We start from the raw sequence: 24,970 nt of genomic DNA on the forward strand, positions 1-24,970 counted from the left end.
TTTGAAACCGAGAGAAAACCTCGATCGAGCCACAAACCCTCCTTTAGGTAGGTCAACAAAACTTCATCAAGCAGTCATAATCAAGACTCAGTAGAACTACGAATATTGGCAGTGAGCGGGTCAGTAGAATATCCCAAATTCTACAGTATGGACTCGATCGCAGATCGGGTTCAATCTGTACATTACTTCTGGGTTGCTCCTATGTCCCATCAGTTAACTCGTCAAGATCTACGCCTGTTAGAAAAGTATCGAATCCAGCGGCTGCGTCAACTCTTCCCAAAAACGTTGGGTCTTTGCCTACTCAAGTTAGATAACAACGACACGCTGCGAGTGCACTGCCCCGAACCTTGGCTGGTCGATCGCATCATTGACGATGCTGATCATCTACTCGACTCGGCTCGTCAAACCTTGGGTGTGCGCCACATTTCGCTCTATTATGCGGGTGAAGAAGTGTATAAAACAAAGACTCGCCGCGCAAAATCAATCTCAGCCTGAGCTTCAAAAAGACGACGTAATCTTGTCAGACCCGATCGCCTTGCTCAGCCTTGGCAGAACCGATTAGGATGGTGATCAATCTCCTGAGTGGCGGTGTATGACTTCTAAAATTGCTCTTGTCCCTGTTGCGTTAACGATCGCTGGCTCAGATAGCGGTGGCGGAGCCGGGATTCAGGCAGATTTACGCACTTTTGCGTTTCATCAAGTTCATGGAACCAGTGCCCTCACCTGTGTGACTGCGCAAAACACTCTGGGCGTAACCCGCGTCGATGCGCTATCTGCCGAAGCAGTGGTGGCTCAAATGCAAGCCGTTGTCCAAGATATTGGCGTACAGGCAGCAAAAACGGGAATGCTGCTCAATCAGGAGATTATCGCCGCTGTTTCAGAACAGATTGAAACCCTCAACATTCAGAATTTAGTCGTCGATCCGGTGATGGTGTCTCGCACAGGCGCACAACTGATTGACGATGTGGCGATCGCGACGCTGCGACGACTGATTCCCCACGCCGTTGTGTTAACGCCCAATCGCTATGAGGCTCAGATTCTCAGTGGGCTAGAGATTGACACACTAGAAGCTATGCAAGAAGCAGCGCAGCGCATTTATCAGCTCGGAGCCAAGGCAGTCTTAGTGAAAGGCGGCGGCATGACAGGCGATCTGCGAGGTGTAGATGTCTGGTTCGATGGGAATCACTTAGAAACGCTGAAGACCCAGAGGGTGGACACGGAAAACACCCACGGAACAGGATGCACCTTGTCAGCGGCGATCGCCGCCAATCTTGCTCTGGGGAGAACGACGATCGAGGCAACCCGATTAGCCAAAGATTACGTGACGAGCGCCCTCGGTTATTCCCTCAACATCGGCAAAGGTCAAGGACCCGTCGGGCATTTTTTCCCACTTTTGCAATAAGGCGATTCTTAGAGAGAACACTCTTCACCGTGCAATTGTTAGGATGCCACCACAGATCTCTATCAGGTTCGCCCTAAATGAGTGGCAAAAAGCCAGCGATCTTAAGGAGGCACGATCGCTGCTCATCTGACTAAAGCTGAGTGATATAATTCCTCCAGCAATTTAGACTGTCTCTACCCTTTATCTAGTCAAGAGGAGAATTCCTTGTCACGACGATATTTTTTTACATCAGAATCGGTTACAGAAGGGCATCCCGATAAGATTTGTGATCAGATTTCTGACACAATTCTCGATGCCCTGTTAGCCCAAGATCCCAAAAGCCGCGTGGCTGCTGAAGTCGTGGTCAACACTGGGTTGGTTCTCATTACAGGTGAGATTACCTCCAAAGCACACGTTAACTTCATCGATTTAGCCCGCAAAAAGATCGCAGAAATCGGCTACACGGGCGCTGAAAATGGCTTCTCAGCCAACAGTTGCGCGGTGCTGATTGCCGTTGACGAGCAGTCGCCCGACATTGCTCAAGGGGTCAACGCGGCTCACGAATCTCGCGAAGAATCCAGTCAAGAAGCGCTCGATGCGATCGGTGCAGGCGACCAGGGAATTATGTTTGGCTTTGCCTGCAATGAGACTCCTGAACTGATGCCGTTGCCGATCAGTTTGGCTCACCGCATCTCGCGCAAACTAGCAGCCGTCCGCAAAACGGGTCAACTGCCTTATCTGCGTCCTGATGGCAAAACCCAAGTCACCGTTCTTTATGAGAACGATCGTCCGATTGGGATTGACACGATTCTGATCTCGACGCAGCACACGGCGACGATCGGCGACATCACTGACGATGCCGCAATTTTGGCGAAAATCAAAGAAGATTTGTGGGCGCTGGTCGTTGAGCCAACATTTGGCGATATTAAGATTAAGCCCGATGCCAATACGCGCTTTTTGGTTAACCCCACAGGCAAGTTTGTGATTGGTGGACCTCAAGGCGACTCTGGCTTAACCGGGCGCAAAATCATCGTAGACACCTACGGCGGTTATTCGCGTCACGGGGGCGGCGCATTCTCCGGCAAAGACCCCACGAAAGTCGATCGCAGCGCGGCGTATGCCTGCCGCTATGTCGCGAAAAATATCGTCGCCGCTGGGTTAGCTGACAAGTGCGAAGTGCAGTTAAGCTATGCGATCGGCGTGGCTCGCCCAGTCAGCATCATGATCGAAACCTTTGGCACGGGCAAGGTCGATGACGATCAGCTTCTAGAGTTGGTCAAGCAACACTTTGAGTTGCGTCCGGCGGGCATTATTCAGACGTTTAACCTGAGAGGGTTGCCGAGTGAGCGGGGCGGTCGCTTTTATCAAGATTTGGCAGCTTATGGTCACTTTGGGCGCACTGATCTTGAGCTTCCCTGGGAGCAAACCGATAAAGTGGTGGTGCTAAAAGAGGCGTTGGCTCAACCCGCTTCAGCACGCGTCTAATTTCCAGAGGCAGTCCTTCAAGGAGACTTGCCTCTTTCAGTCTGCCCCTGCTAAGGTGCTTCCTTTCAGGGGCTTTTTGATGGGACTGCTTGCAACGTCATTTCATCAATTTCAAACGCTGCGCTTGAGAAATTGCAGCAGATCTGGAATGCTGAAAGACTAGACTATGGGGAAACTGTGTGGCTTTCTGGATCAAGCTGACCTTCGATCGCACCATCTATATCATTGACCTAGACCGCATTGCTGCCTTTTCTCAAACCTCAAGGGGTCGAGTTGCGTTTGGAGTCCCCGATGAAAGTATGACGATCGTGGTCAACCAGCAGAAAGACCCAGACACTTATCAGATTATTTTGAATTACGTCGAGAACACCACCGGGCACACCTTTAACGACTAACTTTTCCCGATTTTTTTAACCTCTCTAAAGCTAATTTTGCCGCTCCGACCATGCCTGCTTGATTTCCTAATGTTGCTGGCAAAAGCTGCAAGCCCTGACGAGAGCTAGGCAGCACCCGCCGATTGATTTCTGACAAAATGGCTGGAAAGAAGAACTTTGCACTGGCGCTGATGCCGCCGCCAATCACGATCGCTTCAGGAGTCAACACATAAATTAGACTACTCAGTCCGATTCCTAAATCGCGCCCATAGAGCCGCCAGAATTCCAGCGCGTCAAGATCTCCTGCTTGGGCAAGATTGCCGAGTTGGTCAGGCTCTAGCCCCGTGCGCCGACGAATCGCTGGAATGGCAGCATATTGTTCTAAAGAGCCGCGATTGCCACTGTTGCACAAAGGCGCGTCGTCAGCCGGACTGAGAGCAATCAAGCCCAATTCTCCCGCCGAGCCGTCTCGCCCGACAAACAAGTTGCCGTTCAAAATAATTGCGCCGCCAACCCCAGTGCCCAACGTCAACAGGATTAAGTCGCGGAACGATCGCCCCGCTCCCAGCCAAGCTTCACCCAACCCTGCACAGTTCGCATCATTGGCTAACACCGTCATCCGTCCGGTTTTTGCTTCTAGCCAGTCAGCCAACGGGACATTTTGCCAACCCGCTAAATTAATGGCGACTCGTGCAATGCGTCCGTCTGCATCCGCAGGTCCGGGGGTTCCAACACCGATCGCGCGGCTTTTACGATCGAGATCGATTTGCTCGATCGCAGTTACCATTGTGACTAACACAGCCTCTGGCGTTGCAGGCTGGGGCGTGGGAACTGTTAAAGATTGTAGACATACGCCGTCTCGCCCAAATCGCCCTAACTTGATTGCCGTTCCACCTAGATCGATGCCTAAAACTTGAGTCTCATTCGTCAATTCCATCGTCTGTCCGTTTCCGCCGATCCTATGCGGAAACTTTAGACTTTATATGACCTTTAAGGCAACCGCTTCCAAGCCTGGGCGACAATTTCGCTCAACCAGCGTCGTTGCCCCTGCTCTAACAGGCTGTCATCTGCCAAAACCTCTGACAACAACTCCTCTAGAGACTGCCCTTTTGCCCGCGCAATTTGCACAACCCCGGCGATCGCGGCGACAATGAGTTCTTCATTGACGGGTTTTTGTTGAAGTGCAGCGATTTCTTGGGGATTTGCTGGAATAGGATAGTTCATAGCGGGGTTACACGACGTTGTAATTGCAGTCAATTATGAGAGAGTTGTAAAGTTTCTTTAGAAAGCTTGGTATTCAGGAGTCTATCGCATTTTGATCCCCTGTCAAGCCCCTCTCCCTCAGTAAATTTATCGGAGTTTAGATCCCCCAAATGAAAGAGATTCTTTATTTAGAGGTTCCTACCCCAGACTCAGATCAAGTGATACACTGGCTTCAGCAAGAGTATCAGCCTGAGAAAGGGGAGAAAGTGCTGACAGCAGCGGGGTTTCGGCTGCGGTTGACTCCTCTAAACTCAGTAGAAACCATCAGGATTGGTAACCAAACAACTTCAAAGTTTGAGACGAGTGACGAACTTTCGGTCTTCATTTGGACGCTTCAACGCACCACTTATCTCAAAGTATTTCGGTGGGGAGAGCGATCGCTGCCTCACGAAAAATCGGTTGTGCGGCACCTGACCCAAGCGATTAGAACACACTTTCCAGAAAAGTATCCATCACCGCCTCAAATTGACCTCTCAAAGCAGACTATTTTTGAGGCACTAGCTGCCGCCTATCCGCAAACGGTCAAATATTTTCAAAAAATGCCCAATGGGGAATATGACCTCACCCGCGTCTATTGGTGGGAGCAGCGCTGGCGAGAAGGTGTAAAAAATCCGCAGCAGCCGAGGCAGGTCATTTTTAGAGAGAAGGAGAAAACTCCTTATTCCTTACCCTCCTACGACTTAATTTATGTGGGGGGCGCACTCGGCATCATTCATGCGGCGGTGATGGCTCGGTTGGGCTATCGGGTGCTGTTGATCGAGCGTTTGCCCTTTGGACGGATGAACCGCGAATGGAATATTTCTCGCAGTGAGTTTCAGAGTTTGATTGATTTGGGGCTCTTTACTCTGGCGGAGTTCGATCGGGTCATTGCTAGAGAATATGTCGATGGATTTCATAAGTTTTTTGATGCTAACAATCCGCCTCAGGCAAAGGCGCGAGTGCTGCACACGCCCACGGTTTTAAATGTGGCGATCGACTCCGATAAGCTGCTCAAACTCTGCGGTGAAAAACTGCGCGAGTGTGGCGGCGAGATTTGGGAGGAAACCGAGTTTCTGAGGGCAGACATTCGCGCTCATGAGGTCACGATTCAGGCGAAGCATTTGCCGTCTCAAAGTGAAAAGCAGGTGACAGGACGCTTATTGATCGACGCAATGGGAACGGCTTCTCCGATCGCGTGGCAACTCAACGGAGGTCGCGCCTTTGATAGTGTTTGTCCGACAGTTGGAGCCGTGATTAGCGGCGGGTTTGAGCCAGGAGTTTGGGATTCTCAGTTTGGGGATGTTCTCAACAGCCACGGCGATATCTCACGGGGGCGACAACTGATTTGGGAGCTATTTCCGGGAGAAGGCAACGACTTAACGTTTTATCTGTTTCACTATCATCAAGTGCATCCCGAAAACCCCGGTTCGCTGCTGGAGATGTATGAAGATTTCTTTACGATCGTTCCTGAATATCGCCGCTGTGACGTGGACGAGTTGGTGTGGAGCAAGCCGACCTTCGGCTACATTCCGGGTCACTTCAGCGTGAACGATCGCGATCGCCATGTGGCATTTGATCGACTGATGGCGATCGGAGATGCAGCCTCGCTACAGTCGCCGCTTGTGTTTACTGGGTTCGGGTCGCTCGTGAGAAACCTGACGCGCATGACTCATCTGCTCGATACGGCTCTTAAGCACGATTTATTAAAGGCAAAACAGCTCGATCGGATTCGTGCCTATCAAAGCAACGTTGCGGTCACTTGGCTATTCTCAAAGGGCATGATGGTGCCCACTGGCAAGTCTCTGCCGCCGCAGCAGGTGAATGCAATGCTCAACACGTTTTTTGATGTGTTAGCCGTTCAGCCGCCTGATATTGCGGAGGCGTTTATCAAAGACCGCGTGACGTGGCTGCGGTTTAACCAGATGGCAATTATTGCGGCGTGGAAAAATCCGATGCTGCTGCTGTGGATCTGGGAAATGGCAGGCGCAAAAGACCTGATTCGCTGGCTTGGCAGTTATTTCAATTTTGGATTTAACGCCTTGTTAAGCTGGATTTTTGCAGGCTGGCTTCCTGGCGTTTTGCATCAAGTGCAGCCTTGGTTAGAGCCGCGTTTTCCGGCTTTGTGGCTGTGGCTGTTGTCTCAGGCATACGCCATTACTTACGGCATGGGTAAACCACAAGCGATGCTAAAGCCCAGGTTCTCGGCGCGTAGATTGGTTTCTGAGTTATCAGAGTCTCATCCAGATCCAAGCGCGACGACGCGAGAAAGTCAGGTTACAAGCTAGCGATTCTTAGGAACATGGATTGATTAAAGTGCAACTTCTCACCCTAGCCCTCTCCCCAAGGAGAGGGAACAAGACTCTCGCTCCCTTCTCCTTGGAGAGAAGGGTTGGCGAGGGCTTGCACCACTCCGTGAGGAGGGCAGAAGACGCTCACAAATCTTCCAGGTTATTTAATCCACGATCCTTAGAGAAATCAAAATCGAGTCGAGAAGGGTTGATGATCTTTTTCGACCCGATCGGGCTGCGTGCTCAGTAAGGAGATTTCTGGCAAAGGAATTACCAATCTTGGAAAGCCCCAAGTCCTCCAATTCTGGGGGATTCTGACGTTCAGAACCCTCGGAGGAAGATAGGTAAATTCATTAAAGGAAAGCTCCTAATCTAGAGATTGGTTCCTGCAAAGGTGTTGCATTGCTCTGGATTACCCGTCTGAATGCCCTTTTTAAACCACTGGACTCGCTGGGCTGCACTGCCGTGCGTGAAAGATTCTGGCACCACATAGCCTCTTGCGCGTTTTTGCAAGTTATCGTCCCCAATTGCACTGGCGGCTGTGAGCGCTTCTTCAATATCACCCTGCTCCAAGATTTTTCGCGATCGTTGGGCGCGATTTCCCCAAACCCCGGCAAAACAGTCTGCCTGTAGCTCTAGCCTGACTGATAGCTTATTGGCTTCTGCTTTACTTGAGCGACTTTGAAGGGATTGTACCTTGTCAGAGATGCCCAGTAGATTTTGGACATGGTGCCCTACTTCATGAGCAATCACATAAGCCTGAGCAAAGTCTCCGGGTGCCTGGTACTTATTCTTCAGGTCACGATAGAAACTCAAATCGATGTAGACCTTCTGATCTCGTGGACAGTAGAAAGGACCCATTGCCGATTGTGCAGACCCGCAGGCAGACCGCACGACATCTGAGTAAAGAACCAGTTTTGGCTTCACATAATTGCCACCGCTTTGTCTAAAAATATCGCTCCACGTATCCTCGGTATCTGCTAAAACGACGGACACAAAGTCAGACATTTTATCGGTTCGGGGCGCATCTGTCGTTCGAGGCGATCGAGACTGCGGTGCAGCAGGAACCGGACGATCGCCAGACGGATTGCCTTGATTGAGAATGACGCTGGGGTCGCCTCCTAAGAAGGTCACCACGAGCGCCAAGATGATCGTCCCAATGCCACCGCCAATGATGGGGGCAGACACTCCTCCTCTACCGCGTTGGTCTTCAACGTTTGTGCTTCTACGCCCCTTTTCCCAATCCATTGCTGCTAGTCTCCGATATTTATAGTTTCCGTGTGCGGCTACTGCGCTCTCAGCTATCTGTTTAGTCGTCAAGAGCATAGCTGTCTAGCTCAACGAGATCATCCCTCTTCGGCATAGAGATCTTCGTTCACTCAGAAGCTGAGGAGATGAATTTGAATAGTCGAGGACTCAGCGCAGTATTGCCCAAACTTGGGAGACTTTTGTTTAATTGCTGCGGCGTGGGAAAGAGGGCAAGTCGACAGCAGCAAGAGACTTCAGCTTTTTAGCAGATCGGAGAGGATAGACGATCGGAGACGGTCCACTCGTAACTAGAGGCATTTCACCCTCTTCTTGAATAGGGTGGTGAGTCACTCTCGATCGCAGCGTGATAAAAGGTGATGAAGATCGCGCCCACTCAGATGACGTTTGCTCGATCGCGTCCAATTGAGGTGCCACAGACTCAAGCAAATCAGGCTCTTGTGGGTTAGCCGACTCTTCGATCGCGTGAATTTCGTTCAAAATTTCCTGATCGTCCTGAAGTGAATCTGCAAAATCAGCCGCCGAGACGAAAGGGTCAGCCGCAGATTCAAACGATTGCAGAGCATCCTCAAATTTTTGTTCTAAATCGAGTTCGATCGCAGGTGAGGTTTGATCTATGTGCATTAACTCTACTTCCTGAGTTTCAACAGGCAGTGATTCGTCGGGCGTAAATAATTGGATTTCGGGGGAAGGCGATGACTCGTAGTCTGAGAGGGTCGATCGCTGAATCGTGTAACTCACCATCGGCGGATTAATTTTGGGCGCATCCGTAACCGGAAGCTCAAATAACTCCTCCTCGATCGCTGCCATAGGCGCGTGATCAATCTCCTGATAGAATGCCCGATCGTCACTCTCGCCAAAGATAGGTTCCTCATCCCAAGGAGACGGAATATAGTCGGGTTGAGGGTTTTCTAGCAGAGGGTCGAGTTCTGCAAATTCGGGTTGGGCTGACCAGGGCTGGACAGGTTGCGCTTTTGGCGCTAACAGGTCAGAGGGGCGATGGATCGGGTCGTGCTTGAAATGCTCTGCTCTGATGTTGAGCGATAAGTCATCTAAACTATCAATCGATTTAGCAACCGGAACATCAAGACACTTCTCTAAAGCCGTCTTAAACTGCATCGTGTAACGCTGCTGCCGAAGGAGGCGCGATCGCAGATCTCTACAAGCGTTCTCGGTTTGATGCACGACCTGCGTCTGGTCGGTGTAGCGCTGCTGAGTCAGGGCACATTCTCGCTCTAGCTGAGCGACTTGTTCTTGACTGGCTTCTAGCTGATCAGTCAGCGTCTCGACTAAGATTTGCTGTCTTTGAGCGGTTTGCTGAGAGTGCTCTAACTCTCGAAACAGCTTCACAACCTGTTCTTGAGTGGTCGTTAATTCTTGGGTTTGTTGGGCGATGTGGGCAGTTTGCTCGTGCGATCGCCGTTTGATTTGACTCGATTGTGACTCCCAGTGTCGTCGCTCTAGCCGCAGCATATTGCGAGTTTGTTGCAGCGCTTTGTTTAAATTTGCGACTTGGGCATGAAATTCTTGGTCTTGTTTTTCTAACACGCCAACCAGATCGTCTTTCTGTCGGTGAAGATCTTGATTTTGGTGCTCTAATGCCTGGATACGATCGCTCAGGGATTGCAGCAATTCACTCTGGTCGGGGTTCTCAGGAGTTGCGTGAGGAATTTCGTCCACGGGCAGCGCATTGGGAAAATCAACCGTTGTCCATTCTTCTGCAAGCGAGTCTGGCTCGACTGGCTCAGACGGGGGAACGGACTCAAACAAGCGGGGATTATTGTTTGAATTTTCGGCTTCACTCATCACTGTTTACCCTAGAGGAAAGGAACCTTACGATCGCTGGTTGGCTGAGAGTTTGAGACGCAAATCAACGTTTGAGTTCTCCAGACTTAGTTATACCGACAGTTGCTTAAAATTGAACCATCTATCTAAGATTTCTGCCCATCAGTTTCAGTTTTAAAGAACGAGTGCAAACTTAATATAAAACAATCTTTTACCACACAATTTGATTGATCAGATCTTCAAAGCAAATATTTTATCTTTTAGGTTCTTTTAGGATTTCTTGCAGTAACTCTTGATGCATCAAGGCTCGATCGACCAATGAATGAATCTGATCGTCTGAAAGAGCTGCGCCGTTTGCATAAATCTCTAGCCAGGTTTGACTAATCTGACTCGCATCTAGCGGCAGATCTACCAACTCACATCCTGGGATGTCTAGCTCATCCATCAGTCGGCTCACTTTGGGGTCATAGCTCAACGCAAAACAGCGACACCCTTCAGCCGCCGCCATAATCAGCCCATGCAGCCGCATCGCGATCGCCATTTCTACCCCACGAAACACGCCTTTTAACTCCTGCGGGTTTTCGAGCACGAGAATTTTGCTCACTCCTGGAAGCTGAGGTTGAATGGCTTGGGCGATCGCTAAATCTTGACTCGCTTGAAAGGGTAAGAGCAATAAACAGACCTGCGTTGCTTTTTGAAAGTCAATTAAGGCGCGAGTCAGAACGGTCACTCGATCGGGCGTTAACAGCGGATGCGATCGTAGATTCACCGCAACTCTGGGCGCAGGCAAATTCCACAGTCCCGGTACGGCTTCTGACTCCATCGCCCAAACGGGATCGGGAGCCAGCACCGACGAGATGCCCCATTCGTGAAGCAGCGTGGCAGAGGCGCGATCGCGCACACTCACTCCGGCACACTGCTTTAAGACTTGCTGCGTCAGCGATCGAGTCAGCGATCGATTTAAAGGACCAATGCCCTGTGCCCACGCGATCGTCGTCAATCCCATCGCTTGGGCAAGTTTCATCAAGCCGCCATAATAAAAAGGGCTGAGTGAACTGGTCGCATCCTGCATTAGGCTACCGCCGCCCCAGATGAAGATATCCGACTGCCGCAACGCTTGAACGACGGATATGAGGGACTTACGATCGCAGCTTGCAACTCCATAGCGATCGTGGGTCTGTTGAGGGTTGCCTGACAGAACGAAAGGCTCGATTTGCGGAGGCAACATTTGCAGCAGAGAAGCCAGCAGCGCCTCATCGCCGCCGTTTCCCATGCCGTAATAGCCACACAGCACCGCACGACGCTTATCCATTGTTAGAAGGTTTGAGTTTTGAATCAAGCTTGTAGGGACAACTCACCTTAAGCTGATAAGAACACAATTTTATTTCCTTGCTGCCTCAAATCTCATAGCGATCGTGAGTTTATTATCGTGTGATGCCCAGAGGTCGCCCCCCAACCCCCAATCTGGGGGAGCCAGAGTTCTAAATCCCCCAGATTGGGGGATTTAGGGGGCGACCGTTAGGCAAGTTAGCATCATGCAGGGCTGTTCATAATGCAGGTTATTTAATCCACGATCCTAACGACGATCGATCGCCGCCCGTCCTAACTCCACAAACTTTTATGCACGTTCTCTCGATTCCGACCTGGGTGATTCATGTTTCTAGCGTTGTTGAATGGATCGCGGCAATCTGGCTGATTTGGCGCTATGCCGAAGTCAGTGGAAATCTCGCGTGGCGATCGCTCTCGTTGGGGATGTTGCCTGCTCTGGTCAGCGCGATGTGTGCTTGCACCTGGCATTTTTTCGACAACCCCGCCTCGTTAGAGTGGGTCGTGACCGTGCAAGCCGCGATGACGGTTGTCGGAAATTGCACATTAGCGATCGCAGGCTGGTGGATTTGGCGATCGTCCAACAAATCACCTCAAGAATCCGGTCATCAAGAGCCGCTCAACCATGACTAAAGAAACTCTATTCGGACTCTCGCTGTTTCCCTACCTCGCATTTTTGTGGTTTCTAACTCGCTCCAAAGCGACGCCTCGTCTAGCGCTAATCGGCTTCTATATGACCCTGGTTTTTGTTGCCGTTACGATTCCTGCTGGCATTTATGCTCAGGTGGCTTATCACGACCAGTTGGCTAATGTAGACTGGCTGCATGGAAGCGCAGAATCGTTTTTGACGCTTTCTAATATTTTGGTCGTGCTGGGGTTTAGACAAGCGACGATCGAGAAACAGCAGAAAGAGTAGTCGATCGCTAAACTCTACGGATTGCGATCGCGCCAGACGAATCTAGATAAATCCAGTCTTTTTAACGTTTGGGTGCTGCCATGAGTTATTGCCTAAATCTCACCTGTGCCAAACCGCAAAATCTTGATGGTGCCGACTGTGATCACTGCGGCTCGCCGTTGCGATTGCATCACTATCTGGCGCTGAGTCCGATCGCCCAAGGTGGATTTGGTAGAACGTTTCTAGCGGTGAATGAGGCAGAGCTTCTCAAACCGCGCTGCGTGATCAAACAGTTTTTTCCTCAACAGCAAGATCCAAATCTTCTTAAAACTGCCTCTCAGCTATTTCAGCAGGAAGCTAAACGGTTAAAGCAATTAGGACATCATGCTCAAATTCCGACATTACTGGCTTATTTAGAACGCGATAATCACCAATATTTAGTTCAAGAATGGATTGATGGAGAGACGTTAGAACAAGAATTAGAGAGCGGGGCGTTTACGGAAGATCAGATTCATCAACTCTTGCAAGATTTGCTGCCCGTCTTGCAGTTTATTCACGATCATCACGTTATTCATCGCGATATAAAACCCGCTAATATCATTCGTCGCTATGACGATCGAACCCTTGTTTTGGTCGATTTGGGGGCTGCTAAATTTGCCACCGGGACGGCGCTGCTCAAAACGGGGACGATGATTGGCAGTGCGGAATATACGGCTCCAGAGCAGATTCGCGGCAAGGCATTATTTTCGAGTGATCTTTATAGCCTGGGCGTGACGTGCGTTCATCTCCTGACACAGATGTCGCCGTTTGACTTATTTGACGGCACCGAAGGGCGGTGGATTTGGCGCGATTATGTCACTACTCCTGTTAGCAATGCTCTGGCAACTGTTTTGGACAAACTGTTAGAAAGTGCGACGAATCGACGCTATCGATCGGCAGAGTCAGTCCTCGCTGATTTATCTCCGCCAAAGATGACTCCTCGGTACAGGGTCGAGAATCTAGAGGTTCCGCCGATCGTTCTCAATGATCAGCTAGCCAGAATCTCATCGATTTCTACATCAAAGATGGCGAAGCGATCTGCTTCACATCACCCGTCAAGAGTGAGTAATTGGTCATTTCCGGCAGCGCTGATTGTGTTGAGTTTGCCAGTCTTTATGATGAGCGTGTCTCGATCGCTCGCTCCACCGTCTCGCCCACCCAAACATTTTGTAAAACCCACGGTTCAGCGTGCCACGATCGCGGTTCCTCGCTCGCCAGTTCAGGTTTCGATTTCGACGATCGATCACGCTCAGATCTTAATCACGGTAGACGGAACACAGGTGTTTCAAGGCACCTTATCGAAAGGAACTCGCCGAACTTGGAAAGCCAACCAGCAAATCATTCTACAGGCAGAAAATGCGGGATCGCTGATGGTTTCATCGAATCAAAAGCCCGATCGGGTGTTTGGAAAGTCAGGTGAAATTAAAGAAGCCATCTTTTCAAATTGAGAAGATCGACAACGCAGATCAAAACGTTCAATCATGGCAACTCCAATAGACCTCTTGCAAAAGTCTTTGCCCTCACCCTAAATCCCCTATTCTGAGGGACTTTGAACCTTTTTCTGGCTCAAAGTCCCTCAGAATAGGGGATTTAGGGGGCGAAAGATCTTGGCAGTGACCGATCAACCGACTTGTGTGTACACAATAGAGATGAGGAGAGGGATCTAGGGTGAGGGCAGAGACGTTTACAACACGTCTATTGAGTGATGTCTGACCGCACAATCACCCGGTCACAGCGTCTCTAATCGCCGCCGCAACTGATTGCTGACCCCATCAATCATGATGACCACAACCAACAAAACCAGCATCATTGTTGTCGCCTTGTTGTACTCAAAACCTCGAATATAATTGACCAACTCAAAGCCAATTCCTCCAGCTCCAACGACCCCAAGCACTGAGGCAGAGCGGATGTTGTACTCGAACATATAGAGGGTATATCCCAATCCTAGCGGCAGCACTTGGGGGAAAATTCCATACTGAGCGATCTGTAACCAGGAAGCCCCACTCACTCGCAGCGATTCAATAGAGCTTGGATCGACTGATTCGATCGCTTCTTGATATAACTTCGCCAAATAGCCAATGGTATAGATTCCCAATGCCAATGTTCCCGCAGGCGCGCCCAACCCTGTCGCTGAAACGAAAAATAAACCGAGCACGATCGAGGGCACTGAACGCACCGCATTTTGCACTAAATTTGCAATCCAGCGCACCCAACTAGGCGTGAGATTGTGGGCAGAGAGAAGCGCGATCGGGATAGAAAGGAGTGCACCGATCGTCGTTCCCCACAATGACATTTGAATAGTCTCAACGAGTGCATTAACAGCGACATCAATGACTGACCAATCTGGAGGCAGCAATCGCGAGATGAAATCGATCGTGTAGGGCACACTCTGATTGAGCATTTCCAGGTCGAGTTTGAGTCCTCGCAGTGCCCATCCATAAACGAGAATTAGCCCACCTAGAATTAGTAGCCGCTTTGACCAGGCAGATTTGAACCGAGACGCAAAAAACTTCATGACCTGCCTACAGAAAGATGAGCAGGCAAATTCTCACAAATGCCATCATAAACTACGCGCCCTGCATTCAAAACGATCGCTCTCTGGGCGTAATTAGCTGCGATTGTCAAGTCGTGCAAGACAGAAACGATCGTGATGCCTTGCCGATGCAGTTGAGAAAAAACATCCATCACTTGCGTGGCTGCCAGCACATCCAATCCTGTAATCGGCTCATCAACGAGTAGAATTTTGGGCGATTGCATCAAGATTCGGGCGATCGCAACTCGCTGCCGTTGCCCTCCACTCAGGTGGCTGGTTTTTTGGTAAATTTGAGCGTCTAATCCCAATTCTTGCAGCAGTTGCAGGGCATGCAGGCGATCGCTGCGCCGAAATCCTGTCAACGTCTGCCAGGTCGATCGCTGCCCCAAACTGCCACACAGCACATTTTCTAGAGCAGTGAGCTGAGGCACCAAACCGCCACCCTGAAACAGAATGCTAACTTCTTGACGCTGCCGCAATGACTTGAAACTGACCGCTACCCCATTGATGTGAATGGTGCCTTTTTGAATCGGCACTAAGCCAACCAGCGATCGCAGCAACGTCGATTTTCCTGCCCCATTTAACCCCACTAAGGTGACAAACTCCCCGGCTCGAATCGCACAGTTCACGCCATTCAACGCCGGACGCTTCAACGTCGCCAAAAAGGGCGAGTGCAGATTTGAGCAAGCGATCGCCAAAGAAGTCAAAGGCTGAATTTGCATGACTCGGTTAGTTTTCATCTCGTGCCTTCTTGCAAAGTGGGGTTCTCTATCGCTTTTCTATTCCATTCCCACTTTTTGCAGCGCCTCCTTGACGGGTGCCAAATGCGAATCGTGTTCAACCTTGATCAATCGATCTGAATTGTAGAGTGCTTTTAGCAACGCATTATTTGCAGGTTCGTTCAACGTTTGCAGCGCCGCGATCACCTGAGCGCGCATTGATTCAGAAACCCGATCGTCGATCGCTACTCCGTGAGCAGGCACCCCAGAAATTTCATGCAAAACTCGCAGTCGCTTGCCCTCTCCTTCAGTAATATACGGAGCTTTGAGGGCATATTCAGACACGGCTGCCACGTCTGCCTGACCCCGCAGAACCGCTTGCAGGGCACCGCCATAGTTTCCACCATAGCTGACTTGGCTAAAGAAACCCTTTAAGCGATCGCGATCGGGCACCAGCCCTTGTTTGACCAATTCACCGACCGGAAAAATAAAGCCTGAACCCGACGTAGGAGAAGTAAACGACATTTTTTTGCCTTTTAGCTGCTCTAAATTCTCTTTGCTATCGCCTTTCTTTTGCAACTCGCTATCATCGCGAACCACAAACACCGATCGGTAGGTATGCCCTCCCGAATAATCATTTCGCACTTCTGCCAGGTAAAGCTTTGCCCCTGCCAGCTTCTCAGCTTTGAGAGCAGGACGACTGCTCAAAAATGCCACCTCAGCCCGACCTGATTTTAGGGCTTCGACGGCTGCGGTGTCGTCTGCCACGATCGCTTCAACAGGCATTTTGAGTTCGGTTGAGAGGAGCTTTGCGATCGCATCGGCTTTGCGCTGAACCTCTGTACTTCCCGTCCGAGACGGAAAAACAACCCTCAATTGTTTTAGAGTGGCTTGCTCGCTGACGGTTTGTGATTGTATCGGGGAAGATTGTGCAGCAGGTTGTGTCGCGATATCCAAGCCATTATTGCTACAAGAAATCATCAAGCTGCTCAACCCAATCAATCCCACACTTGTGCCCAACAGCCGTTTTTTGCCTAAAACCATGACGTATCCTACGATGAATGGTGCCTTTTGTCGCTGCGATCGATTCACGATGAAGCTAGAAGAATCGTAAGGCTTTTTAGGAATTTAAGTCAATAAAGCTACTGCAACTAATTCTCAATTAAGTGAGTAGAAAAAACTCTATGCTGAGCGATCGCTCTTCAGTCCAGTCAGGTGCGGTGATCTCACAACAGAACAACCGCAATCCAAAAAACCCAAACAAGCCGCTCAGGATCGTGGATTAAATTAAGAGCCGGATTTGACCTCGCCCCAACCCTCTCTCCAAGGAGAGGGAGCAAACGGGGTTAGGCAAGGGCTTTGCTCCACTTCGTGAGGAGGGCGAATCCGGCTTGTACAGTTCCCGAAGTTATTTAATCCACGACCCTAAGTTTTTTGTAGACCGAACAAAAATAAACTTTTTTCTATCTTTAGAGTGATGCGTAAGTTGAGCTAGGATCTAAGTAAGAAAAGTTTTTAGGCACTGATTGTCTCCGTTCTTAATGTCCAGTTGGGCGTTAAGACCTGTTTGCATGGTGTATCTAACTTTGTACAGATTTTTAGATTCGTCCGAGCGACCCTTGCTGGGCGATGAGCCGCCATGGTTCGTTCAAAAAATATCCTCTCAATCTTGAAGGTTCAAGTCGATGAGATTACTCGGTAGATGTCTAGAAAATGCTTGCCCTTCTGATCGGGGCGCGATCGCAATGATTCGACAACTCGAAACCTCCTATCCTCGTCCCCAGCTTCAGCGTGGCAACTGGCTCAACCTCAACGGCGACTGGAAGTTTGCCTACGACGATGATGGGCAGTGGAAACAACCCAGCCATGTCTCAGAATGGAACCAGACGATCGTCGTCCCCTTCGCGCCAGAATCTAAGTGCAGCGGCATTCACGATACAGGGTTCCATTCCAACTGCTGGTATGAGCGATCGTTTGATTTAGAGCCAGGTCAAGACTCTAATCGAGTGCTGCTGCATTTTGGAGCCGTCGATTATCGCGCTCGTGTGTGGGTCAATCATCAGTTTGTAGGCGAACATGAGGGCGGTCACACGTCCGATCTTCAGCATCGCTATGCGTCACTGCTGGGCGCGGTAAATCGGGTTGAAATCTTTAGTGGCTTTTGCTACACGCAGTTGACCGATACTTTTCAGGAGGCAAACGGGTTATTGTATATCGATCGTACGCCCAAATTTCCGCTAGACGCGATCGCGGCTGCCACCCTGGGTAGGGATGAACGGCTCGACGACAGCGCTATACTAACGGCACCCGTTCCCGGAACATGGTCAGAGGCTGAAAATGTACTTCCAGGAACTGCTCAAGCCGGATGGACGGAGGCTCACCCTATACAGTCGGTGCTCCATTGTAGTGGACACTCCGGCTCCCAGCCCTGGTAGTGAGCCGATCAAGGCAACCCCTCATTTAAGGTGGCATCCTCTGCGAGGGGAATGGGTGGCGTATGCGAGTCATCGTCAGGGGCGCACGTTTTTGCCGCCGCCTGAATATAACCCCCTCGCGCCGACGACTGATCCAAATTTTCCGACCGAGTTGCCGCCGGGGAAATATGACGTGGCGGTGTTTGATAATCGGTTTCCGTCAATGACTCTAGAGGTTGAGACGGCTCCGATCGAGATTGTGGAGACGCTTCCGGCAAATGGGGCGTGTGAGGTCGTCGTCTTTACCCAAGATCCGCAAGCGTCTCTCGGTTCGTTAGATCTGAGTCACCTGGAGTTGTTGCTGCAAGTCTGGGGCGATCGGACTCGTGCGCTCAGTCAGCATCCTCACATTCAATATGTGTTGCCGTTTGAAAACAAGGGCGTTGAAGTGGGCGTGACGCTCAATCATCCGCATGGGCAAATTTATGCCTATCCGTTTGTGCCGCCTGTGCCTGCCAAGATGTTGGAGTGTCAGCGATCGTATTATCAAACGCATCAGCGTGGACTGTTAGCCGATCTGATTCAGCGAGAAATCAAGGACGATCGGCGAATTTTGTATCAAGATGAATGGGCGATCGCGTTTGTCCCAGTCTGCGCTCGATATCCCTATGAGGTTTGGGTTGCGCCGATCCAACCCGCTGCGAGTTTTTTGGATCTGACTTCTGAGCAGCGATCGAGTTTGGCAAAAGCTCTAAAAACCGTGACTCTGAAGTTTGATGGTTTATGGAATCGTCCGTTTCCTTATTTGATGGCTTGGTTTCAGGCTCCTACCGATAGTCAGCCCCATCCAGAATGTCATCTTCACGCCGAGTTTTATCCGCCTTATCGAACGAGCGATCGCCTTAAATATTTGGCGGGCACTGAACTCGCCGCCGGAATGTTTGCGAATGATGCGCTTCCAGAAGAGAAAGCGAAAGAATTGCAGTCAGTATCGGTAACGCTAGAAGAATCACTAAACCCATCATGAATTTACGACCGAGAGAAATTAGCCTAACGCTAAGGTTGCTCTGCGATTCGTTAGAGAAAACCGGAGTGAACGCGAGTGCTCCTGGCAGAGTCAATCTCTTGGGCGAACACACGGATTATAACGACGGATTTGTCTTGCCGACAGCAATTCCTCAAACGACGATCGTGCATCTCGGTTTTAGCCCCGATCGTCAGCATCATTTCTACTCTCACGAGCTTGAAGAATTGGTGAGTTTAACGACGACTGATCCGACTCCTCAAAGCTTTGCGCGTTATTTGTTTGGCTGCCTCCGAGTCGTAGAGCAAGCTAAATATACGGTTCCACCACTGAATGTTTATGTAAATTCTTCAGTGCCGATCGGGTCTGGTTTATCGAGCAGTGCCGCCTTAGAAGTCGCCTTTCTGCGAGGACTGCGATCGCTCTTCTCGCTTGATTTTGACGATATCCGCATCGCCCAACTCGCTCAACAAGCCGAGATTGAATACGCGGGTGTGCAGTGCGGCATCATGGATCAGATGGCATCTAGTCTTGCCGATACTCAACATTTGTTATTTTTGGACACGCGATCGCTCGATCGTCAACTGCTCCCATTCCCTATAGGTTCAGAAATTCTCGTAATCGATAGCGGCATTCCGCGAACATTGGCAGAAAGTGGCCATAACCAACGCCGCGCAGAATGTGAAGAAGCTGCAAGGCAATTGGGAGTCAAAGCACTGCGAGATATCATCGACATAACACAGTTGGAAACACTACCTGAACTACTAAAAAAACGAGCGAGACACGTCATTACTGAAAACAATCGCGTGTTAGAAGCTAAACAAGGGATCACGGCGGCTCGATTTGGAGACTTAATGAATGACTCTCATGCGAGTTTGCGAGATGATTATCAAGTCTCGATCGCCGGACTCGATCGACTCGTATCGATTCTGCAATCTACGCCTGACGTGTTTGGGGCGCGTCTCACCGGGGCAGGATTTGGCGGCGCGTGCGTGGCACTCGTGACTGAAGGCAAGGCAATTGAGATCGCCAAAACCGTGCTAGAGTCCTATCGCAAAGCAGGCTATACCGGACGGCTTCTCGTTCCAGAACCGACCTAACAGAGAGAGACTTATGCGACTCGAACAAGTAGTGCCTTGGGGTCGATCGCTCGAAGAATATTGTCGAATGTTTGATCTCACCGAGACAGAGTTGCAGTCAAAAATTCTCGACTGTGGCGGCGGTCCTGCCAGCTTTAATGCCGAGATGACTCAACAAGACAAGTCCGTAATTTCGTGCGATCCGCTTTATCAGTTCTCAGTCGATGAGATCTCTCAACGGATTGATGAAACTTATCCAGTCGTCCTTAACGGCACCGAGATTAACCGCGATCGCTTTGTCTGGACAACCATTCCCTCTCCTGAAAAACTGGGACAGATTCGCATGGCGGCGATGCAGCAATTTTTAGCCGATTTCCCATTAGGGCTGCAACAAGGGCGTTATCAGAATGAATCATTGCCTGATTTACCGTTTGATTCTCAGCAGTTTGATTTAGCGTTGTGTTCTCATTTCTTATTTCTATACTCTGATCAGTTATCGTTTGAGTTTCACCTTGCGTCGATCGTCGAGATGTGTCGAGTCGCTGCGATCGTCCGAGTGTTTCCCTTACTCGTCAATATGACTGGGGAAACATCGCCTTTTCTAGAACCTGTTATGCAAAAATTAACCGCACAAGGTTACTCGATACAGATTAAACAGGTGCCTTACGAATTTCAGAAAGGGGGGAACCAACTTTTGCAGATTAGTGCGAAGGGATAGCAGAACAGCGAACTCGAATTGCAACGGACGAGCGATTACTGAATTGCCACTCCAATCAATCGCCCGACTCCAAACGTAATGGCTGCCGCAGCAAAGCCAAACACGACTTGACGCATTCCTGAATAGAGAATGCTGCGTCCAGTTAGTAGAGTGATTCCAGCCCCAATTACAAACAGTCCAATCCCACTCGATAGAAGACTGACATAAACGGCAAGACTGCCCGTTAAAACCATGAATGGGGCAACTGGAATGATGGCACCGATCGCAAACAAAAAGAACGACGTAATCGCGGCTGCCCAAGCTGACCCGCCTAACTCATCGGGGTCAATGCCCAACTCTTCGCGAGAAAGCGTGTCTAAAGCAGTGGCTTGATTTGCCATCATTTTTGCCGCCAAAGACTTTGCTTGTGCTTCTGGAAGTCCTTTAGCTTGGTAGATAAGAGCGAGTTCTTCTGCTTCCTCATCGGGCACTTCTTCGACTTCTCGACGCTCGATCGCGATCTGCCGTTCATAAAGCTCACGAGAACTCTGTACCGAGAGCCATTCGCCTAACGCCATTGAGCAAGCCCCTGCCAAAAGTCCCGCAATTCCGGTGACTAAGATCGACTTGCTCGCAAGGTTGGCTCCCGCTACGCCCATCACCAAGCTCAGGTTAGACAGTAGCCCATCGCTGGCTCCTAGCACGGCGGCGCGGAGAGAATTACCTCCAAGGGTGCGATGTCTTCCTTCGATTTGAGCCAGGGTGTTGCCATCCATCCCGGCGTTGCTGGGCGATGCGATGGCTTGCAGCAGTCGAGCGTGAGAGCGTTCTTCAGTGGGGAGTTGGGTATTGTGGGCATCGGGTTGAGCATCATAGCTGTGGCTGTCGACTTGCTCCATCGCGTTGATAGTCGGCAACACAAACTGAGGGCTAAACCACTGGGCAAAGAGTGCTAGCGATCGAGTGCGCCAACCAATCCGACGTTTGGGAATGGGGTAACCTGCCTGACGCAATTTATCTTCCCAAATTTGGGCATGAGACTGCTCGGTGAGGGCAAGACGACGGTAGACTTCAGCCAGTGCGGGTTTAGGTTCGGCTTTGGCTAACGCCCGATAGAGATAGGCACTTTCAATTTCGTCTTGCCAGTTTTCTAAATGCCGCACAATGTCAGGTTGCTTGCTCATTTTTATCCTTGTGAAGAAGTTTCTAAATAAAAGACAATAGCGTTGATGAATCATTCTAATAAATCGTTCAGCTCGATGACCGTTATTCCTCTCTGACTTCTAAGCTCCCATATCCTACTTATGCAAACGCAAGCGATGAATCACGGCTGGACCTATCGCGATCGAATCAGTAAATCAACAGCAGGCTGCACGGTTTTAGACTACTATACGCAACACCATCGGCATTCTAATGGTGCAGAATGGCAAACCCGAATTGCAACAGGTGAGGTTTTATTGAATGGAGCGGCAACGATCGGGCACACGCTCTTAAAACGAGGCGATCAGCTCCTCTACAATCGTCCGCCTTGGCAAGAGCCAGACGTGCCGCTCACCTTTGAGATCATGCTTGAAGATGCCGATGTTTTAGTCGTCTCCAAACCGTCAGGGCTGCCCGTCTTACCGGGCGGCGGATTTTTAGAACACACGTTATTAGGACAACTTCGGCACCGCTATCCGCACAACACGCCGATGCCAATCCATCGCTTGGGTCGCGGCACATCAGGACTGGTGTTGTTGGCACGATCGAGCCAAGCCCGCGCATCTCTTAGCCATCAAATGCGAACTCAGCAGATGCAAAAAATCTATCGCACGTTGGTGACTGGACACTCGATGCCCGATCGCTTCACGGTGACGCACCCGATCGGCAAACTTCCCTATCCAGTTTTGGGCTACATCTATGCTGCCCACGCTGACGGACTGGCTGCCCGTAGTGATTGTCAAGTGCTGCGTCGCGATCCAGATACCGCACTGTTAGAGGTGAATATTCTGACGGGGCGACCGCATCAAATTCGGATTCATTTAGCGGCGGCGGGATATCCTTTAGTGGGCGATCCGCTGTACACGATCGGAGGCATCCCCAAAACGTTTACGCCTTCAGAGACGGGTGAATTGTCTGTTCCGGGGGATTGTGGTTATCATCTACACGCGATGCAGTTGACCTTTAGACACCCGACTACACAGAATTTAGTTGAAGTGACATCGCCACTGCCGGACGTTCTTGCAGATGATTGGCGATCGCGCTGATGGATGTCAATGGCTAATTCTTGGTTGAGTTTTATGGATTTCGCGGAGACGTTTCATCGAAACGTCTCTACGGGGTGGGTTAGGCAATGATGGCAATGCCCTCGATCGCTTCGTCTGCTGTCTCATATAGGGGCTTAATCTCAAAGCCGCCTCCAAAAAGAAATGCACCCCTAGCAAGAGGTGCACCTTAAATAAACGTTATCTAGTCTGGCTGAGAGGCTTCTCTACCCTATTCCTGGGAAAGCTTCTGACTGCGTTTCCGTAGAAACATGCCGCCTGTTGCCAACAGTCCCAACACGATGCCTGGTTCAGGAACCGACTTCGCCTTCAGATTGTCGTCAAAATTAAACTTTCCGGTGCCCTGATGGAACGAGTGATTGTCAGATTCAAAACCGCCCCCGACAGTGCTGGATTGAGAAATGACAATTTTGTTAAAGTTGTCTGCGATGCTGTCAGAGTAGAAATGGACGTAGCCATTGCCCTGTCCACCTTGCCACGAGGCGTTGAACAAAGCCTTGTTGTTGAGAAGGTCGGCGCTGGTGAAAGACTTGACCAATGCATCTTTGCCATCTTTGACGCTCTGGTAGAAGGAAAACGTGTTGTTCTCGCTCACCGCGCCCCAGTCGATCCCAAAATAGTTGAGAGTTTTGTCTAGCTTGATGGTTGCGGCATCGCCGTTAAAAACCGCCAGATACTTGGAGCCATTTCGCTCCCCGGTTGAGCCAGCAGGTGCCCACTGGTCAGACCGAACGCTGCTAGCGCCTGTGTTGTTTGCAAACGAGTATTTAGCAAAACCAGCGGTTGGCGCGCTGCCTGAGTTGAAGTCGATCGTGGTGGTCTCTTTTAACTTAGAAAATTCAGAGAAGGCACCTTGATTTGTTTCCCCGTTCAAACCGGGAGCGCCGCTGGTGATCTTAAACGAGATTGCTTGAGCAGAACTTGAGTAGCCCAGGGCTGCGATCGTGCTTAATGCTGCAATGTAAAAGACATTGATGAGTTTCATTGTTTCGGATTTTTCCTATGGCTGACCTTTCAACCGTCATTATGAGCGCAACAATAGGGCAATTCCTTTGAGAGAAAATACTGAACTTACTAACAATTTTGCCTCGATCTTCTTGACATCAAATCTATAAAAAGTCTCTATAAACTCCGTTAATTTACTTCAGTAATCGTCAATAAAACTCTTTGATTTACGATAAGTTCAACTATTTCTTTGGAAGCTTCCAAAGAGTTTACGAGTTCTTTAAAGTCTTCTGTGTGACATTACATAATCTTGAGAGTTCTAGTCAAAAGTCGACACTTAGACTTTCTCAGTAGAAGACTCAGGAACTCGCCAATTATTCAGAGAATCAGAGAAGACTGGCTTCTTTTTGCTTCAAGAACACGTCGATCGCGAGTCTGCGATCGCTAGCTTTATGGTTACTTGCGTAGAGCCATCTAGCCCCATCTGACAGGTGACTTCGCCATTTTGAACTTCGACGCGTTTACAACAAAGGGCAATTTCTGGAGCATAATCGCGCTCACCTAATGCAACAAATCGCTGCGCCGTAATGCTAATTACCACCTGTGACTCACAACAAGCGACATCTAAAATGATCATCGAGTCAGGGTCAGAATATTTCAGCGATCGCCCTAACAAATCAGCCAACACTTCCTCGATTAAGTCTCGATCGGCAATAATAAATGGCAAAACCGCAGGGAATTTGCAAATCAAGCGCGGGGTCTGGTCTTTAGGGGCAAGAAGATGACGGCTCACACAGTCTAAAAGCAGGCGCAAATCTAAAATTTCTAGCTGGACGCTGACTTTTCCAGCTTCTATTTTTTGCAGCAGGGTGGCATCGGCAAGCAGATCTCCTAGCTGATGAAGCTCGGCTGCCATTGATGCGATGTTAATCTGCCACTCAGACGAGTCGTGAAGCAATTGATTGAGTTGGGTCAAATGAGTCTGAATCGAGGTGAGCGATCGCCCGACTCGCCGCTCGATCGCGGTGACTAACTTCTGTTGAGACTTGATTTGATTCCGCAGATTAGCCGTTTCTAGGTCTTCTAACGACTGTGAATTTAAAGGAAGTGGGGCGCATTGTTGAGACATGATGCCCAAAAAATAGTTGTTGCTTCAGAGGAGCATTCTACTGCTTCTTTAATAAAGTTAACAAATATTCAAACTATCCTCAAGT

General features: G+C 49.9%; 24 protein-coding genes. 13 read left to right on the plus strand and 11 right to left on the minus strand.

Features of this window, described 5'->3' with window-relative positions:
• Positions 1 to 201: 201 nt before the first annotated feature.
• From A8707_RS02250 to A8707_RS02265, 4 genes are all read left to right on the plus strand, one after another.
• The gene (locus A8707_RS02250; RefSeq protein ID WP_156518319.1) at positions 202 to 495 is read left to right on the plus strand and encodes a hypothetical protein; all 294 of its coding nucleotides are present in this window, start codon (positions 202 to 204) and stop codon (positions 493 to 495) included.
• Positions 496 to 592: 97 nt separating this feature from the next.
• Positions 593 to 1,402, plus strand: a complete 810-nt coding sequence (gene thiD, locus A8707_RS02255) for a bifunctional hydroxymethylpyrimidine kinase/phosphomethylpyrimidine kinase (protein ID WP_068814694.1) — start codon at positions 593 to 595, stop codon at positions 1,400 to 1,402.
• A gap of 204 nt (positions 1,403 to 1,606) precedes the next feature.
• Positions 1,607 to 2,866 carry a methionine adenosyltransferase gene (gene metK / locus A8707_RS02260; protein ID WP_068814696.1) on the plus strand — a complete coding sequence of 420 codons (1,260 nt, stop codon included), beginning with the start codon at positions 1,607 to 1,609 and terminating at the stop codon, positions 2,864 to 2,866.
• A gap of 179 nt (positions 2,867 to 3,045) precedes the next feature.
• A complete protein-coding gene (locus A8707_RS02265; RefSeq protein ID WP_068814698.1) occupies positions 3,046 to 3,261 on the plus strand; it encodes a hypothetical protein in 216 nt (71 codons plus the stop codon).
• On the opposite strand, the gene A8707_RS02270 is transcribed toward A8707_RS02265, so the two are convergent.
• Positions 3,251 to 4,177, minus strand: a complete 927-nt coding sequence (locus A8707_RS02270) for an ROK family protein (protein ID WP_068814700.1) — start codon at positions 4,175 to 4,177, stop codon at positions 3,251 to 3,253. The genes A8707_RS02265 and A8707_RS02270 overlap by 11 nt on opposite strands.
• 53 nt (positions 4,178 to 4,230) lie before the next feature.
• Entirely contained in the window at positions 4,231 to 4,464 is a 234-nt protein-coding gene (locus A8707_RS02275) for a hypothetical protein (RefSeq protein WP_068814701.1), read from the minus strand.
• Positions 4,465 to 4,613: 149 nt separating this feature from the next.
• Here A8707_RS02275 and A8707_RS02280 point away from each other — a divergent pair, with 149 nt between their 5' ends.
• A complete protein-coding gene (locus A8707_RS02280) occupies positions 4,614 to 6,767 on the plus strand; it encodes an NAD(P)/FAD-dependent oxidoreductase (protein WP_068814703.1) in 2,154 nt (717 codons plus the stop codon).
• Between the two features lie 375 nt (positions 6,768 to 7,142).
• On the opposite strand, the gene ypfJ is transcribed toward A8707_RS02280, so the two are convergent.
• The 3 genes from ypfJ to csaB all read right to left on the minus strand — a co-directional run bounded on the left by ypfJ (position 7,143) and on the right by csaB (position 11,133).
• On the minus strand, positions 7,143 to 8,018 hold the full coding sequence (gene ypfJ, locus A8707_RS02285; RefSeq protein ID WP_068814705.1) for a KPN_02809 family neutral zinc metallopeptidase: 876 nt from the start codon (positions 8,016 to 8,018) through the stop codon (positions 7,143 to 7,145).
• A gap of 204 nt (positions 8,019 to 8,222) precedes the next feature.
• Positions 8,223 to 9,842 carry a hypothetical protein gene (locus A8707_RS02290; RefSeq protein ID WP_068814707.1) on the minus strand — a complete coding sequence of 540 codons (1,620 nt, stop codon included), beginning with the start codon at positions 9,840 to 9,842 and terminating at the stop codon, positions 8,223 to 8,225.
• Between the two features lie 232 nt (positions 9,843 to 10,074).
• Positions 10,075 to 11,133 carry a polysaccharide pyruvyl transferase CsaB gene (gene csaB, locus A8707_RS02295; protein ID WP_068814710.1) on the minus strand — a complete coding sequence of 353 codons (1,059 nt, stop codon included), beginning with the start codon at positions 11,131 to 11,133 and terminating at the stop codon, positions 10,075 to 10,077.
• A 308-nt stretch (positions 11,134 to 11,441) separates the two neighbouring features.
• Here csaB and A8707_RS02300 point away from each other — a divergent pair, with 308 nt between their 5' ends.
• From A8707_RS02300 to A8707_RS02310, 3 genes are all read left to right on the plus strand, one after another.
• Positions 11,442 to 11,780 carry a DUF2499 domain-containing protein gene (locus A8707_RS02300; RefSeq protein WP_068814712.1) on the plus strand — a complete coding sequence of 113 codons (339 nt, stop codon included), beginning with the start codon at positions 11,442 to 11,444 and terminating at the stop codon, positions 11,778 to 11,780.
• On the plus strand, positions 11,773 to 12,063 hold the full coding sequence (locus A8707_RS02305; RefSeq protein ID WP_068814714.1) for a DUF3593 domain-containing protein: 291 nt from the start codon (positions 11,773 to 11,775) through the stop codon (positions 12,061 to 12,063). The genes A8707_RS02300 and A8707_RS02305 overlap by 8 nt, the downstream gene beginning before the upstream one ends.
• Before the next feature lie 80 nt (positions 12,064 to 12,143).
• On the plus strand, positions 12,144 to 13,529 hold the full coding sequence (locus A8707_RS02310) for a protein kinase domain-containing protein (RefSeq protein WP_068814717.1): 1,386 nt from the start codon (positions 12,144 to 12,146) through the stop codon (positions 13,527 to 13,529).
• Between the two features lie 281 nt (positions 13,530 to 13,810).
• Here A8707_RS02310 and phnE read toward each other — a convergent pair whose 3' ends face one another.
• The 3 genes from phnE to A8707_RS02325 are packed head-to-tail and all read right to left on the minus strand — an operon-like array spanning position 13,811 to position 16,377.
• Complete coding sequence (gene phnE, locus A8707_RS02315; RefSeq protein ID WP_068814720.1) at positions 13,811 to 14,596, minus strand: phosphonate ABC transporter, permease protein PhnE; 786 nt, start codon at positions 14,594 to 14,596, stop codon at positions 13,811 to 13,813.
• Positions 14,593 to 15,354, minus strand: a complete 762-nt coding sequence (locus A8707_RS02320) for a phosphonate ABC transporter ATP-binding protein (RefSeq protein ID WP_231947900.1) — start codon at positions 15,352 to 15,354, stop codon at positions 14,593 to 14,595. The genes phnE and A8707_RS02320 overlap by 4 nt, the downstream gene beginning before the upstream one ends.
• A gap of 39 nt (positions 15,355 to 15,393) precedes the next feature.
• Positions 15,394 to 16,377 carry a phosphate/phosphite/phosphonate ABC transporter substrate-binding protein gene (locus A8707_RS02325; protein ID WP_068814725.1) on the minus strand — a complete coding sequence of 328 codons (984 nt, stop codon included), beginning with the start codon at positions 16,375 to 16,377 and terminating at the stop codon, positions 15,394 to 15,396.
• 641 nt (positions 16,378 to 17,018) lie between these two features.
• On the opposite strand from A8707_RS02325, the gene A8707_RS02330 reads away from it, so the two are divergent.
• The 4 genes from A8707_RS02330 to A8707_RS02345 are packed head-to-tail and all read left to right on the plus strand — an operon-like array spanning position 17,019 to position 20,568.
• Positions 17,019 to 17,768, plus strand: coding sequence for a sugar-binding domain-containing protein (locus A8707_RS02330; protein ID WP_068814728.1), 750 nt, complete (start codon positions 17,019 to 17,021; stop codon positions 17,766 to 17,768).
• Positions 17,740 to 18,774, plus strand: coding sequence for a galactose-1-phosphate uridylyltransferase (galT, locus tag A8707_RS02335; RefSeq protein ID WP_231947901.1), 1,035 nt, complete (start codon positions 17,740 to 17,742; stop codon positions 18,772 to 18,774). Before A8707_RS02330 ends, galT begins: the two co-directional genes overlap by 29 nt.
• Entirely contained in the window at positions 18,771 to 19,871 is a 1,101-nt protein-coding gene (galK, locus tag A8707_RS02340) for a galactokinase (RefSeq protein ID WP_082906192.1), read from the plus strand. The genes galT and galK overlap by 4 nt, the downstream gene beginning before the upstream one ends.
• A gap of 13 nt (positions 19,872 to 19,884) precedes the next feature.
• Positions 19,885 to 20,568, plus strand: coding sequence for an SAM-dependent methyltransferase (locus tag A8707_RS02345; protein WP_068814734.1), 684 nt, complete (start codon positions 19,885 to 19,887; stop codon positions 20,566 to 20,568).
• 35 nt (positions 20,569 to 20,603) lie between these two features.
• Here the strand turns inward: A8707_RS02345 and A8707_RS02350 are convergent, their stop codons facing one another.
• Positions 20,604 to 21,731, minus strand: coding sequence for a VIT1/CCC1 transporter family protein (locus A8707_RS02350; protein WP_068814735.1), 1,128 nt, complete (start codon positions 21,729 to 21,731; stop codon positions 20,604 to 20,606).
• Between the two features lie 135 nt (positions 21,732 to 21,866).
• Between A8707_RS02350 and A8707_RS02355 the strand changes: the two genes are divergently transcribed.
• Entirely contained in the window at positions 21,867 to 22,793 is a 927-nt protein-coding gene (locus A8707_RS02355; protein WP_068814785.1) for an RluA family pseudouridine synthase, read from the plus strand.
• A gap of 229 nt (positions 22,794 to 23,022) precedes the next feature.
• On the opposite strand, the gene A8707_RS02360 is transcribed toward A8707_RS02355, so the two are convergent.
• Positions 23,023 to 23,796, minus strand: coding sequence for a PEP-CTERM sorting domain-containing protein (locus A8707_RS02360; protein ID WP_068814738.1), 774 nt, complete (start codon positions 23,794 to 23,796; stop codon positions 23,023 to 23,025).
• 372 nt (positions 23,797 to 24,168) lie between these two features.
• Positions 24,169 to 24,885 carry a histidine kinase gene (locus A8707_RS02365; protein WP_068814739.1) on the minus strand — a complete coding sequence of 239 codons (717 nt, stop codon included), beginning with the start codon at positions 24,883 to 24,885 and terminating at the stop codon, positions 24,169 to 24,171.
• Between the last annotated feature and the right edge of the window lie 85 nt (positions 24,886 to 24,970).

The organism is Phormidesmis priestleyi BC1401 (assembly GCF_001650195.1).
In the GTDB taxonomy this organism is placed as follows: domain Bacteria; phylum Cyanobacteriota; class Cyanobacteriia; order Leptolyngbyales; family Leptolyngbyaceae; genus Phormidesmis_A; species Phormidesmis_A priestleyi_B.